The sequence below is a fragment of the Gilliamella apicola genome (genome assembly GCF_003202915.1).
Classification (GTDB): Bacteria; Pseudomonadota; Gammaproteobacteria; order Enterobacterales; family Orbaceae; genus Gilliamella; species Gilliamella apicola_Q.
Genome location: NZ_QGLP01000005.1, coordinates 186,706 through 202,004 on the forward strand (window position 1 = coordinate 186,706; position 15,299 = coordinate 202,004).

Below are 15,299 nucleotides of genomic sequence, written 5' to 3' on the forward strand. Positions count from 1 at the left end.
ATCAATGAAACAATCAGATGATATGAGCTATCATCACTCTACAATAATCAATAATATCATTATTAGAAGTTTTAAAAATTTTATTACAAATAATATAGGAATTTTAATTGCGCTTCTATTAATTAGTATCATTTTAAGTTTTGCCAGCCCGGTATTTCTTTCTCAAGAAAATATGCTTTCAGTGTTAAGACAAGTATCCACTAATATGTGTTTAGCCTTAGGTATGACATTAATTATCATATTGGGTGGTATTGATCTATCGGTGGGTTCGATAGTCGCTATGGCAGGGACACTCACGGTTGGGTTTATTTCAATCGGTGAAATGGGCATTATTCCTGCTATTTTGTTGGGTTTGTTTATTGGTACTTTATGTGGTGCAGCAAATGGGGCTGCTATTGCGTATACAGGTATTCCACCATTCATCGTTACATTAGCAATGATGATGATCGCTCGTGGCGTAGGTTATATTTATAGTGGTGGTCAATCAATTCGTATCTTTGATGAGAGTTTTACGAGTATCGGTACAGGTTACTTAGGCATGATTCCATACCCTGTTATCTATATGTTGGTATTTATTGTCGTTATGTTAGTGGTAGTTAATCGAACACGTTTAGGTACCTATATTTATGCTCTCGGTGGTAACCGTGAGGCAGCAAGATTATCAGGTATTGCCATCAAACGAGTTGAAATCATTGTATATACCATTGCCGGTTTTTTAGCTGCTTTCGCAGGAATAGTGCTTGCAGCAAGAATGTATTCAGGACAACCATCAGTTGCGCAGGGCTATGAAATGGATGCCATAGCAGCTTGTGTGCTTGGGGGTATTTCGATGTCAGGAGGAATAGGTCGCATTAGTGGCACTATTTTAGGCGTAATTGTTATCGGCATTATTAATAATGGTTTGAATTTATTAGGTGTTAATTCATTTTGGCAATTAGTTGCAAAAGGCGTAATCATCTTTTTAGCCGTCTATGTCGATATGCTAAAACGCAAGAAAGCAAACTAATTTAGGCTAATTTGTTTTTTTTATATATGAATAATAACCAATTTAATTAATAGGATAATAGAATGAAAAAATGTACTTTGATGTTAAATAACCCAGATGGTATTACTCGACATAATGAACCGGTAATCGCGAGTCTTTTTTTCAAAGAACAACCAATAGATCCATCTAAATTAAAACTAGTTAATGAGCAAGGAAAAGTTATACCACATCAATTGTTTGATATCGTTTATGATGATACTAATACATTAATCTCGGCTTGCTCAATCGCCTTTATAGTAACCAATTTAGAGCAGTTAGTTGAAAATTATACTTTGTATATTGATGAAAAAACGTCAATAAGCAATGTAAGTGGCATAAAACAACTAGCGCCAACTTTAAATGATGGTGTAAAACGACTTGATACTGGGCACTATATTTTAGAATTATGTCGTGGTACTGCTGATGGAACATCATATGGGAAATGGGGAATTCGTTATTTCGCAGCTAAAGCAGAAGGGCGTAATTTAATTAAAGATTGTTCTAATGCTATAGGTGGTTTTTATGGACCTTTTTTTACTCCTGCTAATGGTTTAATTAATCCACCTGAGCATACCATCGTAGAGTGCCAAACAGAGGTTGAAGGGCCAATCTATTGTCGATATCGTTTCAATGGAAAAATTCCCAATGGCTTAGATCCAGCTTTGCATGATAAAGCATTCTCAATTGTGTGGGAGTTTTTCTATCAATCACCATGGTTTAGACGTACTTATTATGTTGATGATTTTGAAACTTCTGTTGATGGGATGCCTGTGATAAATAAGATAACTGTTGGTGATGAGTATGAGAGTGGTCAAAACAATGTGGTATTTTCTCGTTTTGCTAGTTATGGTGGTACTTATTATCGGCAGGGAGATCTGTATGCTAACATTCTAGCGGATGAAGTAAATCGAATTTTATCTCAACCGCTTGATAAACTTCCTCCAAATGCAAGACGTTATCGCGAATCAATAGGTGATAACATCAATGCTGTATCTTGGGATTTCTTCTGGCGACTTTTTTGTGTTAAAGAAGGTATATTGAGTGATGAAGAAATAAAAGCACATGTTAAAACGATTTTACGTAAAGCACATCATGTAGTACATAATAGCGACCGAAATAAAGCAGTATTATTCGCAAAAGAAGTCGATGTTAACAGTGTACCTGAACAGACTATTTTTCCACTTGCTGCAAATAAAACGGCTGAAATTAATCAGGAATCAGGGTATGCTATGGTCTGGTATACGAGCAATATTGTCGGACGTTATCAAATTGTTCAACGTAAAGATTCAGGTTGGGTGAATTGGGGGACAAATGGTGAAAATGAATACCCTGAATTACCAACGGGATCAACTATATATACAGCATATGGTCAATTTGATGATTGGCAAAAGCAAGCCGACAGTATGGAAAAAAACATTGATGTCAAACAAGGACTAATTGAAAATGAATGACATAAAAGTTGTCGCAATAGGTGAGTTTTTATGGGATTGTTTACCTAACGGAAAAAAAATTGGCGGGGCTGCTGCCAATTTTTGTTATCATGCGAAATCAGCTGGAGCAAACGCAATTTTGGTTTCAGCCATTGGTGATGACGAAAATGGTAAAGAATTGAGCAATCAACTTGAAAAACTACAAATTCCCCAACAACTTCAAATATCAAAAAGTTATCCAACAGGAACGGTATTAGTCAAATTGGATTCAGCAGGGAAACCAACTTATGATATAGTTAATCCTGTTGCTTGGGATGATATTCAGTTAACTGATCAGCTATTAGCACTTATTAAACAAGACGATTTAGATGCAATTTATTTTGGTAGTTTAATTCAACGCAATCAACATAATCATGACTTACTGAAAGAAATTATTACTTATCGTTCACCAAGAACCAAACTCATTGTTGATATTAATTTGCGTCAAAACCATTATAATAACGCGACTTTACTTTTGTGTATTGAACATGCCAATATTTTAAAGTTAAATGATGAAGAATTACCAATTATTGCCGATTTGTTAAAAATAAATTCTGACCCCAAAGTACTTTTCGATTATCTTAATCAGCATTATCAACTTGAGTTATTAATATATACTTGTGGTAGTGATGGCAGTCACCTAATCACAAAAAGCGAGCAAAATTATCATCCTGCAGAGAAAATCACTGCAATTGATACTGTCGGTGCTGGTGATTCATTTATGGCTATTAGTAGTGTGTTATATTTAAAAGGTAAAGATTTAAAGGAAATTAATAGTAAAGCAAATCATATGGCTGCTTACGTCTGTACTCAAAGTGGTCCTATGCCAATTATACCGGAAAATTATTTAGCTGAATTATAATTTATATAAGCCTAGCCTTTTGTTAGACAACTAAAGCTAGGCTATTTAAACTCTTTATTTAATCCCTAATATATAGATTCAATTAATATTGATTTAACTTTTAAAATAAATTAATTTGGACAATTATATTGCACAGAAAATAACATCCAATAATAAAATCAATAAAGTCTAATTTTAAATCAAGTTTAAACCTATTTAAAATCCTTATGATAAGTGATAGTATACTCCGTCTATTTATTTATGTACGCATGTGCGCTTTCGTGTGGCGCACCACTGTTATAAGGATTTATTATGCCAATTATTACTCTTCCTGACGGAAGTCAACGTCAATTCGATAAACCGGTTTCTGTATTAGAAGTTGCTCAAAGTATTGGAGCAGGGCTTGCTAAAGCTTGTATTGCTGGTCGTGTTAATGGCGAGCGTAAAGATGCGTGTGATGTGATTGATCAAGATGCTACCTTAGCTATTATTACCGCAAAAGACGAAGATGGGCTTGAAATTATTCGTCATTCATGTGCACATTTATTAGGTCATGCTATTAAACAATTATGGCCAAATACGCAGATGGCGATAGGACCAACAATTGATAATGGCTTTTATTATGACGTTGATTTAGATCACTCTTTAACTCAGGAAGATCTTGATGCTTTAGAAAAACGTATGCATGAATTGGCCAAAAAAGATTATGAAGTAAAAAAAGAAGTAGTAAGTTGGGAACGCGCTAGAGAAGTATTCTGGGAACGTCATGAACCATATAAAATTGCTATTTTAGATGAAAATATCCCCAAAGATTCTACGCCGGCGCTTTATCATCACGAAGAATATATTGATATGTGTCGCGGGCCACATGTGCCTAATATGCGTTTTTGTCACCATTTTAAATTGCAAAAAATCGCCGGAGCATATTGGCGTGGTAATAGTGACAATAAAATGTTACAACGTATTTATGGTACTGCATGGGCTGATAAGAAACAACTTGATAGCTACTTACAATTTTTAGAAGAAGCGGCTAAACGAGACCATCGTAAAATTGGTAAGCAGCTTGATCTGTATCATATGCAGGAAGAAGCACCTGGAATGGTATTTTGGCATAATGATGGTTGGATTATTTTCCGTGAACTTGAAGTTTTTGTTCGTACCAAACTAAAAGAATACGATTATCAAGAAGTGAAAGGTCCATTTATGATGGATCGTGTATTATGGGAAAAAACAGGGCATTGGGGCAACTATAAAGAGTTAATGTTTGTTACCTCATCAGAAAATCGTGAATACTGTATTAAACCAATGAACTGTCCAGGCCATGTTCAGATTTTTAATCAAGGCTTAAAATCATATCGTGATTTACCACTACGCATGGCCGAATTTGGTAGTTGTCATCGTAATGAACCATCTGGATCTTTGCATGGTTTAATGCGAGTTCGAGGTTTTACTCAAGATGATGCGCATATCTTCTGTACTGAAGGCCAAATTCGAAGTGAAGTTAATAACTGTATCAAAATGGTTTATGATACTTATAGCACATTTGGTTTCAAAGACATCACCGTTAAATTATCTACTCGCCCAGAAAAACGCATTGGTAAAGATGAAACTTGGGATTTAGCTGAGAAAGATTTAGCTGAATGTTTAACAGAAAATGGCATTGAATTTGAGTATTTACCTGGTGAAGGTGCTTTTTATGGACCAAAAATCGAATTTACACTTCATGATTGCTTAGGTCGTGCATGGCAGTGTGGTACTATTCAACTCGACTTTATGTTGCCAGAACGATTAGATGCAACATATGTTGGTGAAGATAACGAACGTCACGTTCCGGTTATGATTCACCGAGCGATTTTAGGTTCGATGGAACGCTTTATGGGAATTTTAACCGAAGATTGTGCTGGTTTCTTCCCAACTTGGTTAGCACCATTACAAGTTGCCGTTATTAATATCACCGATAATCAAGCTGATTATGCAAAACAATTAACCGAACAACTACAAAAAATCGGTATTAGAGCAAAAGCAGACTTGAGAAATGAGAAAATTGGGTTTAAAATTCGCGAGCATACTCTAAAACGCGTTCCTTATATGTTTGTTTGTGGAGACAAAGAGATGGAATCAGGAACAATTTCAGTTAGAACTCGCCAAGGTAAAGATCTTGGTAGCTTTGAAGTGAAACATGTTATAGAATTATTGCTTAATGAAATTCATAGTCGTTCATTAGAACAGATGAATTAATGATAAATTACTTTGGAGGAATGAGATATTAAAGTCAGTAAACGAATTCAGTCAACACGCGCGCATAAGATCAATGATGAGATTACCGCTCGCGAGGTGAGGTTAACCGGCGTCGATGGTGAACAGCTCGGTATTGTTAGCTTAGATGAAGCTTTAAAGCAAGCTGAAGAAGCAACGTTAGATTTAGTTGAAATAAGTCCTAATGCAGAGCCACCTGTTTGTCGAATTATGGATTATGGCAAGTTCCTCTATGAAAAGAGTAAAGCAACAAAAGAACAGAAGAAGAAGCAAAAGGTTGTTCAGGTTAAGGAAATTAAATTCCGACCTGGTACAGACGAAGGCGACTATCAGGTAAAACTCCGCAGCCTGATTCGCTTTCTTGAAGATGGCGATAAAGCTAAAGTCACGTTGCGCTTTCGTGGACGTGAAATGGCTCACCAACAGTTAGGTACAGAAATGCTTGATCGCATTAAAGAAGACTTAGCTGATTTGGCGGTAATTGAATCTTATCCAACTAAGATTGAAGGTCGTCAAATGATTATGGTGTTAGCGCCGAAGAAGAAGTAATGGTTTTACAAGTTAATCTTTAGTTTTCTAAAAATTACACCATTATTTTATTTTTATTAACAATGCGAAGTAGGAATTATAAAATGCCTAAAATTAAAACTGTAAGAGGCGCAGCAAAGCGCTTTAAAAAAACAGCTTCTGGTGGCTTTAAGCATAAACAAGCTAACAAGAGCCATATCCTAACTAAAAAATCAACTAAACGTAAACGTCATTTACGTGGTTTGACTACTGTGTCAAAAGGCGATTTAGGTTTAGTAGTGGCGTGTGTTCCATACGCTTAAATATTGATTAATTATTTAGAGGATATAGTTTATGGCTCGTGTTAAACGTGGTGTTATTGCTCGTGCACGTCACAAGAAAATTTTAAAACAAGCAAAAGGGTATTATGGTGCTCGTTCACGTGTATATCGTGTTGCTTTCCAAGCAGTAATTAAAGCAGGACAATATGCTTACCGTGACCGTCGTCAACGTAAACGTCAATTCCGTCAATTATGGATTGTACGTATCAATGCTGCTGCTCGTCAATGTGGTCTTTCTTATAGCCGTTTCATTAATGGTTTAAAGAAGGCTTCAATTGAAATCGATCGTAAGATCCTTGCTGATATTGCAGTATTTGATAAAAATGCATTTGCTGCATTAGTTGAAAAAGCAAAAGCTGCACTTTAATAGCTTTATAAGAGCCGAGTTATCTCGGCTTTTATGTTTTATAATCTTAATTATTTAAGCGTTGATTATGAATCTAGTTATTTTTCGTTTCTTTTTTAGCTTCAGTATTGCTATTCGTTCATGAGGCAAATGAAAAACGAAAAATAATTATAAAAGCCTCAGAAGAGGCTTTTTTTATGTAATAAATAATAAGCAGGAGAACTGTATGTCTCAATTAGTTGAACTGGTAAACAATGCCAAATCTGCTATTGAAAGTGCTAATGATATTAATACCATCGAGCAGATTCGTGTAGAATATTTTGGTAAGAAAGGCTATTTTACCATGCAAATGGCTTCTTTACGTGATGTTTCCGCCGATGAGCGACCAGCTGTAGGTCAGAAGATTAATGATGCTAAACAACAAGTTATTGAATTATTAAATCAAAAGCGTAATTTTTTAGAGCGTCAGGCTCTTAATGCAAAATTAGCAAATGAAACTATTGATATCACACTTCCAGGCAAATCACTTGAATTAGGCGGGTTACATCCGGTTACTAAAACAATTAATCGGTTAGTGGAATTTTTTGGTGAACTAGGTTTTGTTGTTGAGACTGGACCAGAAATTGAAGATGATTATCATAATTTTGATGCATTAAATATCCCAGCACACCATCCTGCTCGTGCTGATCATGACACCTTTTGGTTTGATGCAAAACGTTTATTACGTACCCAAACTTCAACCGTTCAAATCCGAACTATGGAAAATCAGAAACCACCAATCCGGATTATTGCACCGGGAAGAACTTATCGTAATGATTACGATCAGACTCACACACCAATGTTCCATCAAATGGAAGGTTTATTGGTTGATAAAGATATCAGTTTTACCCATTTGAAAGGCTTGTTACATGATTTCCTTCATTGTTTCTTTGAAGATAATATGGAAATCAGATTTAGACCAGCATATTTCCCTTTTACGGAACCTTCTGCAGAGGTGGATATTAAGGCTAAAAATGGTAAATGGTTAGAAGTCTTAGGTTGTGGTATGGTTCATCCGAATGTACTACGCAATGTAGGGATAGATCCTGAAGTGTATAGTGGTTTCGCATTTGGAATGGGAATAGAGAGGTTGACCATGTTGCGTTACGGTGTCACTGATTTACGTTCTTTCTTTGAAAATGATTTACGTTTTTTAAAGCAATTTAATTAATTCTGGAGATCAAAACATGAAATTTAGTGAAAGTTGGCTACGTGAATGGATCAATCCAGAAATAAGTAGCGAAAAACTAGCTGACCAGTTAACTATGGCTGGTTTAGAAGTAGATGATATTGAAAAAGTTGCTGGTGATTTTACCGGTGTAGTAGTGGGAAAAGTTGTTGAATGTAAACAACATCCTAATGCTGACAAATTACGAGTAACCAAAGTAGATATTGGTAAACCAGAATTATTGGATATTGTTTGTGGCGCACCTAATTGTCGTCAAGGTTTAACCGTAGCTTGTGCCACAATTGGCGCTGTATTACCAGGCGATTTTAAAATCAAAGCAGCAAAACTCCGAGGTGAACCATCGGAAGGGATGTTGTGTTCTTATTCTGAGTTAGGCATTTCCGACGATCACAATGGAATTATTGAATTACCAGAGGATGCCCCTTTAGGACAAGATATACGACAATATTTAAATTTAGATGATGTAATGATTGATATTAGTGTAACACCAAACCGTGCCGATTGTTTCGGCATCATTGGTGTTGCAAGAGATATTTCTGCTGTGAATAATATTCCAGTTAAAGAATTGAAAATTCAAGAATTTACGCCTACTATTCAAGATACTTTGTCAATACAAGTTAATGAAACTAATGCTGCTCCTCGGTATTTAGGCCGAATCATTAAAAATATCAATGTTAATGCAACTACGCCACTGTGGATGAGAGAAAAGTTACGTCGGGGTGGTATTCGTTCTATCGACGCAATTGTCGATATTACTAACTACGTCTTATTAGAACTTGGTCACCCAATGCATGCGTTTGATTTAGCCGAGATAGAAAAGGGTATAGTTGTTCGTTATGCAAATCAAGCAGAAAAACTTGTGTTACTCAATGGTAATGAAGTTGAACTTAATGAAGAAACATTAGTAATTGCCGATCATCAAAAAGTTTTAGCTATAGCTGGTATTATGGGGGGGGAGAAATCAGGTGTTACTAATACAACTAAAGATATCTTCCTTGAATCAGCATTCTTTTCTCCTTTAGCTATAATAGGAAAAGCACGTGAGTATGGCTTACATACTGAAGCCTCTCATCGTTATGAACGAGGTGTTGATCCTTATTTACAATTTTCTGCTATAGAAAGAGCAACACAATTAATCATTGATATTTGTGGTGGTGATGTTGGTCCAATCACTGAAGTTACCAACGAACAAGAACTTCCTGCACAAGCTACAATTCAATTACGTAGAAATAAAGTAGATCGAATTATTGGTTATTCAATTGAAACTCAGAAAATTACTGACATTTTAATTAGATTAGGTTGTGAAGTTTCCTATAAGGAAAACGTTTGGACGGTAAAATCACCTAGTTGGCGATTTGATTTACAAATTGAAGAAGACTTAGTTGAAGAAGTCGCTCGTATTTATGGCTATAACAACATTCCTAATGTGAATTTGAAGATTGAATCTGTAATGAAGCCAAAACCAGAAAGTATGATTCCTTTGTCTAGAGTAAAAAATTTATTTGTTGATAAAGGTTATCAAGAGGCTGTGACTTATAGTTTTGTTGATCCTAAAATTCAACAAGCATTACATCCACAACAAGCACAGATCACATTACCAAACCCAATTTCGAGTGAAATGTCGGTTATGCGTTTGTCCTTATGGTCTGGATTATTAGATGCTGTGTTATACAACCAAAACCGCCAACAATCTCGAATGAGATTATTTGAAACAGGTTTGCGTTTTATCCCTGACAATTCAGATGAATTTGGCGTTCGTCAAGAATTGATGCTTTCAGGTGTTGTGACCGGTAGCCTCTATGAAGAACACTGGACATTACCTAAACAACATATCGATTTTTACGACTTAAAAGGGGATCTAGAGTTGCTATTCACTCTTTTAGGTTGTATTGACAAAGTCGAATATAGAAAATCAGAACTTGAGGCATTACATCCCGGCCAAAGTGCGGCAATTTACATAAATGACGTGCTTATCGGCAATTTTGGTGTTTTACATCCAGAAATTGAAAAAAAATTATCTTTAAATAGTAAAACGCTTGTTTTTGAAATAAATTTAGATAAAATTAATGGCAAAAGAGTTCCTGTTGCTCATGAATTATCTAAATATCCGTCTAACAAGCGTGATATAGCTGTAGTCGTATCAAATACTATACCAGCAGCAGATATTATTACTGAGTGTAAGCGTGCTGGTGGTGAACAGCTTATAAGAGTTAATTTATTTGATGTCTATCAAGGCGAAAATATCGAAAAAAACCAGAAAAGCCTTGCTATCAGTTTGATTTTACAAGACAAATCACGTACACTGGAAGAAGAAGATATAACAAACATTGTAAGCAAATGTATTATTGCTTTACAAAATCGTTTTAATGCCCAATTAAGAGAATAATAATTATGACATTAACTAAAGCTGATATTGCAGATCGTCTTGCCGATAAATTTGATATTGATCGTCAAGAAGCTAAAGTCCTAGTTGAACTTTTTTTCGAAGAAATTCGAGTTGCTTTAGAAAAAGGTGAACCGGTTAAACTTTCTGGATTTGGCAATTTTGCTGTTCGTGATAAAAATTCACGACCAGGTCGTAATCCAAAAACCGGGGAAAGTGTTGATATCTCAGCTCGACGAGTTGTGACATTTAGACCTGGTATTAAATTTAGAGAACGAATCGAGAAAAATTTAACGCTATAAGTTAAATTAGTTCTTAAATTTCGTTTTATAAGTAATAACCTTTCTGTTGTTATTACAAGACAGAAAGGTTAAATTTTTATAAAAAAATATTGTAATAAATTGCTAATTAAAGCATAATACTGCCTCTTCAATGGAGGCTCTATGGGTCCTCTTGCAACATTTTTTTGCTCATCAGGTCAGGTCCGGAAGGAAGCAGCCAAAGTAAAAAATATGTGTGTGGGATGCGGCTGATAGGGTCTCCGCCAAAATCTTAAAACTTAAATCTTAACATCAATTTACTGCCTCCAATTACGTTGTTGGTTATTCAATAACCACTTAAATTATCCTTTCAAAATTTCCTATCAAAGAGGTTGTAGTAATGAAACATTTTTGCGATCATATTTTAAATTTTATTTATCTTATTGAGTAAAATTATTTATTTTAGAAAAATATTAGTGAGGAATTATTTATGATGCGAGTTGGATTATTTATTCTAACTAACTTAGCTGTTATGTTTGTATTTGGTATAATTTTAAGTATCTTTGGGGTTAACGCTCATAGTACATTAGGATTACTCATATTTGCTGCTATTTTTGGTTTTGGTGGTTCTTTTATTTCCCTTCTTTTATCCAAAAGAATGGCTCTGCGCTCTGTAGGTGGGGAAAAAATTACAAATCCTCGCAACGCTCAAGAACAATGGTTAGTAGATATTGTTAGTCGTCAAGCTAATATACTAAAAATAAAAACTCCAGAAGTTGCAATTTATCAAGCTGATGATATTAATGCATTTGCAACTGGCGCAACTAAAAACAATTCATTGGTGGCAGTAAGTTCTGGTCTGTTGTCAGCGATGACTCAAGACGAAGCTGAAGCCGTAATCGGACATGAAATGAGTCATGTTGCTAATGGTGATATGGTGACTATGGCACTCCTACAAGGTGTACTAAATACGTTTGTTATCTTCATTTCACGAATTATAGCCTCTGTGTTTGCTAAAGCATTGGAAGAACGTAGTGAAACATTAGCTGATATAGCTTACTATGTGATTGCGATGATATTTGAAACTATTTTTGGAATCTTAGCTAGTATGGTTGCGATGTGGTTCTCGCGTTACCGAGAATTTCATGCCGATGCAGGTTCAGCAAAATTGGTTGGCTCAACTAAAATGATAGCCGCATTAGAAAAACTAAAAATAAGCCATGAACCAAACGAAGAAGCCTCAATATTGGCATTTTGTATCAATGGTGAAAAGAAAGCTAAGTTCTCGCAATTATTTTTATCTCATCCACCTTTAGATAAACGTATTGAAGCATTACGTAATCAATCTTATATTGATTAAAAAATTTGATTAAAAAACACTAATGGCAAATATTTATTCTATTTGCCATTTTAAAATGTAATGATCATTTCAAACTATTATATTCCCTGAGTATTTTTTATGTATCGGCAAAATATCACTAACAATAAATTAGAATTACTTAGTCCTGCAAAAAATATAGAAATTGCAAAAGAAGCTATATTACATGGAGCTGATGCTATTTACATTGGCGGTCCCCATTTTGGTGCTCGTCATAATGCAGGTAATTCAGTAAATGATATTGCTAAATTAGTCGAATTTGCTCATCATTTTTATGTCAAAGTTTTTGTAACTTTAAATACCATTCTTCATGACAATGAACTTGAAGCTGCAAGACAACTAATTTGGCAACTATATAATGCAGGTGTAGATGCTTTAATAGTTCAAGATATGGGAATATTAGCCTTGGATATTCCACCAATCGATCTACATGCTAGTACTCAAATGGATATTCGAACGCCGGAAAAAGCTAAATTTCTCTCTGATGTTGGTTTTTCTCAAATAGTTTTAGCTAGAGAACTAAATCTAACCGAAATAGCGAATATTCATCGACAAATCGATGCCAATATCGAATTTTTTATTCATGGTGCTTTATGTGTTGCATTTTCAGGTCAATGTTATATTTCTCATGCTCAAACGGGCAGAAGTGCCAATCGAGGTGATTGTTCCCAAGCATGCCGCTTACCATTTACATTGAAAGACGATCAAAGTCGAGTTGTAGCGTATGAAAAGCATCTTTTATCAATGAAGGATAATAACCAATCAGATAACTTAATCCAGCTAATACAAGCAGGGGTAAGATCTTTTAAGATTGAAGGTCGGTATAAAGATTTGAGTTATGTAAAAAATATTACCGCATTTTATCGTAAAAAATTAGATGAAATCTTAGAAATGAACACAGATTTTATAAAGGCATCAAGTGGTAAAACAGAACTCTTTTTTGCTCCAGATCCAAATAGAACATTTCATCGAGGAGCTACCGATTATTTTGTTCGTGGTAGACAACCCAATATTGGTGCTTTTGATTCTCCCAAATTTATTGGGTTACCTATAGGTGAAATCATAAAAATTGCTAAACAATCAATTGATATCAAATCAGAAAATCCGTTAATCAATGGTGATGGTTTAAATGTATTAATTAAACGAGAAATTTTAGGTTTTAGAGCAGATAAAGTAGAAAAAATTACTAATAATCTTTATCGAGTATTTTCTAATGAAATACCTAATGCATTACATTCCATAAAATTACCTTATCAAATTAATCGTAATTTGGATCATAATTGGCAACAAATTTTATTAAAAGAATCAAGTTCTCGTCGAATCGGTGTGAAGTTTGAGCTTAAAAATAGCACAAATAGCATACAATTATTCGCAACAAGCGAAGAGGGTAGTTGCGTTAATATTGAACTAAAAGGTCAATTCGAATTAGCCAAACAACAGGATAAAGCACTAAATACTATTAGAGACAGTTTATCAAAGTTAGGTCAAACGACATATTATCAATCTGAAATCATTATTAATTTAAAAAATATTTATTTTATTCCGAGCAGTCAATTAAACCAATTAAGACGAGATATCATTGATAAATTATCATTAGAACGTTTAAATCATTATTGTAGAAATAACCGTAAACCAGAAGTTTGTCCAGTGCCAACATATCCAGAACAACAATTAAGCTTTTTGGCTAATGTTTATAATCAGAAAGCTCGTGAATTTTATGCTATACATGGGGTTAAATTGATTGATAGTGCATTTGAAGCACATGAAGTTAAAGATGACGTACCTTTAATGACGACCAAGCATTGTCTTAGATTTGCGTTTAATTTATGTCCCAAACAAGCTAAAGGCATTTTAGGAGTAAAAACCAAAGTAACTCCAATGAAATTAGTTCAAAGTAATAATGAAGAGTTAATCCTAAAATTTAATTGTAAAGCTTGTGAAATGCAAGTTTGGGGTAAGATTAAAACACATATTCTTAAACAATCGTCTCCAGGTAGCGAACTGATTTTATTGGTAAAAAATAAATGATATTGTTATTAAAATGTAATTATTGATAAATATTTAGATGAATAATAAATTCAATCTTAGTTCGCAATAATGCGTTATATTTAACATAATATACATTATTCTAACTCCAATATATTGATTAATATCAATTTATTTTATAAGAAAGGAGGGTTGTTATAATAACTTAAAAAAGAGAATAGAACCATTATAATTATATTTTATTGTTTTATCATATTGACCAATTTGCGGTATTGGAATTAATAAATAAAGGAAAATACTTATTAATAAAAATTACCTTTTAAATTTATTTCTAATCATTCCACCATTCTTAATATCCACTGAGACATTTTGTTTAAAATTTAATGCTTTAATGTTGCTAGCTTTAATAGGGAGGTTAACAATTGAATTTTATAGAGAAATTTAATTAGATTATAATTCTATTAAAATAGTACATAAAAAAGTAGCAAATTCGCTATAATATTTTCGAGGAGAATTTCAATATGAAAAAAATTATCAGAGCACAAAACAGTCTAGATATTATTAAAACAATCTAAAGCAGGTGTTACTGTTAAAGAGCTTTACCGTCAATATAATATGGCTGTGTGCTTTTTATAAATGGAGAGATAAATAAGGCGGTATGCAATCTTGGGATATTAAAACAACTGTAAGCTGAAAATCGTAAACTCAAACAGATGTATGCTTAATTAAGTTTAACTTCTCAGCAGCAAAAAATAATAAAAAAGCTATAGTGCCACGTCAGATCGTAAAAACTAAGATGTTGAGAATTTCCTAAGTGTTTTCATCCAATCAGGAAATGAGGATATACGTGGAATCATAAACGGTTTTATCGGCTTTATTGTCAATTAAAACTCAATATCTGTAATAAACAATTGCCATTACGTTATTCAGAGCCATTATCAGTACCACAAGCAGTCTAAGAGAGTGTTGGTCAATGGATTTCATGAGTGATAGTAATGAAATCCATCGTCGATTTATAACCTTTAATGTTATTGATGACTTTAATCATCATATTTCCTCCTGATGTATTAAAATACTTAGAAGAAAACCTCTTTATAATAATTCATAAAATATTCCTTAATTATGTTTATAAATGATTATGTTTATAAATGATAATGATTAAAAGTGGTTAGTTAGTGGTTAGTTAAAAAATCATAATTCGATGTCTCGTAATATTTTCTGATGTTAGCTGCAAAATTTACTATCGATTGGTTTAAGTTGGTTTAAATAAGTTTCAATTA

At 33.9% G+C, this 15,299-nt stretch carries 13 protein-coding genes, 1 other RNA gene and 1 pseudogene; all 15 read left to right on the forward strand.

Translation table 11 applies throughout. From position 1 onward, the window contains the following. The first annotated feature begins 22 nt into the window (after positions 1–22). Positions 23–1,006 (forward strand): ABC transporter permease, encoded by a 984-nt coding sequence (locus DKK79_RS07030; RefSeq protein WP_110424049.1) that lies wholly within the window; start codon positions 23–25, stop codon positions 1,004–1,006. 62 nt (positions 1,007–1,068) lie between these two features. Further along, positions 1,069–2,475, forward strand: coding sequence for a hypothetical protein (locus DKK79_RS07035; protein ID WP_110423470.1), 1,407 nt, complete (start codon positions 1,069–1,071; stop codon positions 2,473–2,475). Continuing rightward, a complete protein-coding gene (locus tag DKK79_RS07040) occupies positions 2,468–3,355 on the forward strand; it encodes a carbohydrate kinase family protein (RefSeq protein WP_110423471.1) in 888 nt (295 codons plus the stop codon). The genes DKK79_RS07035 and DKK79_RS07040 overlap by 8 nt, the downstream gene beginning before the upstream one ends. Before the next feature lie 291 nt (positions 3,356–3,646). Then, positions 3,647–5,572: a threonine--tRNA ligase gene (thrS, locus tag DKK79_RS07045; protein WP_034882135.1), complete on the forward strand. Its 1,926-nt coding sequence runs from the start codon at positions 3,647–3,649 to the stop codon at positions 5,570–5,572. A 27-nt stretch (positions 5,573–5,599) separates the two neighbouring features. Further along, positions 5,600–6,139: a translation initiation factor IF-3 gene (gene infC / locus DKK79_RS07050; RefSeq protein WP_034882134.1), complete on the forward strand. Its 540-nt coding sequence runs from the start codon at positions 5,600–5,602 to the stop codon at positions 6,137–6,139. 83 nt (positions 6,140–6,222) lie between these two features. After that, on the forward strand, positions 6,223–6,420 hold the full coding sequence (rpmI, locus tag DKK79_RS07055) for a 50S ribosomal protein L35 (RefSeq protein ID WP_034882133.1): 198 nt from the start codon (positions 6,223–6,225) through the stop codon (positions 6,418–6,420). 31 nt (positions 6,421–6,451) lie between these two features. Continuing rightward, positions 6,452–6,805 carry a 50S ribosomal protein L20 gene (gene rplT, locus DKK79_RS07060; RefSeq protein ID WP_024496189.1) on the forward strand — a complete coding sequence of 118 codons (354 nt, stop codon included), beginning with the start codon at positions 6,452–6,454 and terminating at the stop codon, positions 6,803–6,805. Between the two features lie 67 nt (positions 6,806–6,872). Then, positions 6,873–6,929 (forward strand): pheST operon leader peptide PheM, encoded by a 57-nt coding sequence (gene pheM, locus DKK79_RS14910; RefSeq protein WP_122983220.1) that lies wholly within the window; start codon positions 6,873–6,875, stop codon positions 6,927–6,929. A gap of 81 nt (positions 6,930–7,010) precedes the next feature. Continuing rightward, complete coding sequence (pheS, locus tag DKK79_RS07065) at positions 7,011–7,994, forward strand: phenylalanine--tRNA ligase subunit alpha (protein ID WP_034882132.1); 984 nt, start codon at positions 7,011–7,013, stop codon at positions 7,992–7,994. A 16-nt stretch (positions 7,995–8,010) separates the two neighbouring features. After that, entirely contained in the window at positions 8,011–10,398 is a 2,388-nt protein-coding gene (gene pheT / locus DKK79_RS07070) for a phenylalanine--tRNA ligase subunit beta (RefSeq protein ID WP_110423472.1), read from the forward strand. Between the two features lie 5 nt (positions 10,399–10,403). Continuing rightward, positions 10,404–10,697 carry an integration host factor subunit alpha gene (locus tag DKK79_RS07075; protein WP_034882129.1) on the forward strand — a complete coding sequence of 98 codons (294 nt, stop codon included), beginning with the start codon at positions 10,404–10,406 and terminating at the stop codon, positions 10,695–10,697. 140 nt (positions 10,698–10,837) lie between these two features. Then, positions 10,838–10,933, forward strand: an RNA gene (gene ffs, locus DKK79_RS07080) — signal recognition particle sRNA small type. Positions 10,934–11,145: 212 nt separating this feature from the next. Then, complete coding sequence (gene htpX / locus DKK79_RS07085) at positions 11,146–12,015, forward strand: protease HtpX (protein WP_034882128.1); 870 nt, start codon at positions 11,146–11,148, stop codon at positions 12,013–12,015. Between the two features lie 99 nt (positions 12,016–12,114). Next, positions 12,115–14,061: a peptidase U32 family protein gene (locus tag DKK79_RS07090; protein ID WP_110423473.1), complete on the forward strand. Its 1,947-nt coding sequence runs from the start codon at positions 12,115–12,117 to the stop codon at positions 14,059–14,061. Positions 14,062–14,858: 797 nt separating this feature from the next. Continuing rightward, a pseudogene (locus DKK79_RS14915) lies at positions 14,859–15,073 on the forward strand (IS3 family transposase); the annotation flags it as partial. Positions 15,074–15,299: the final 226 nt, after the last annotated feature.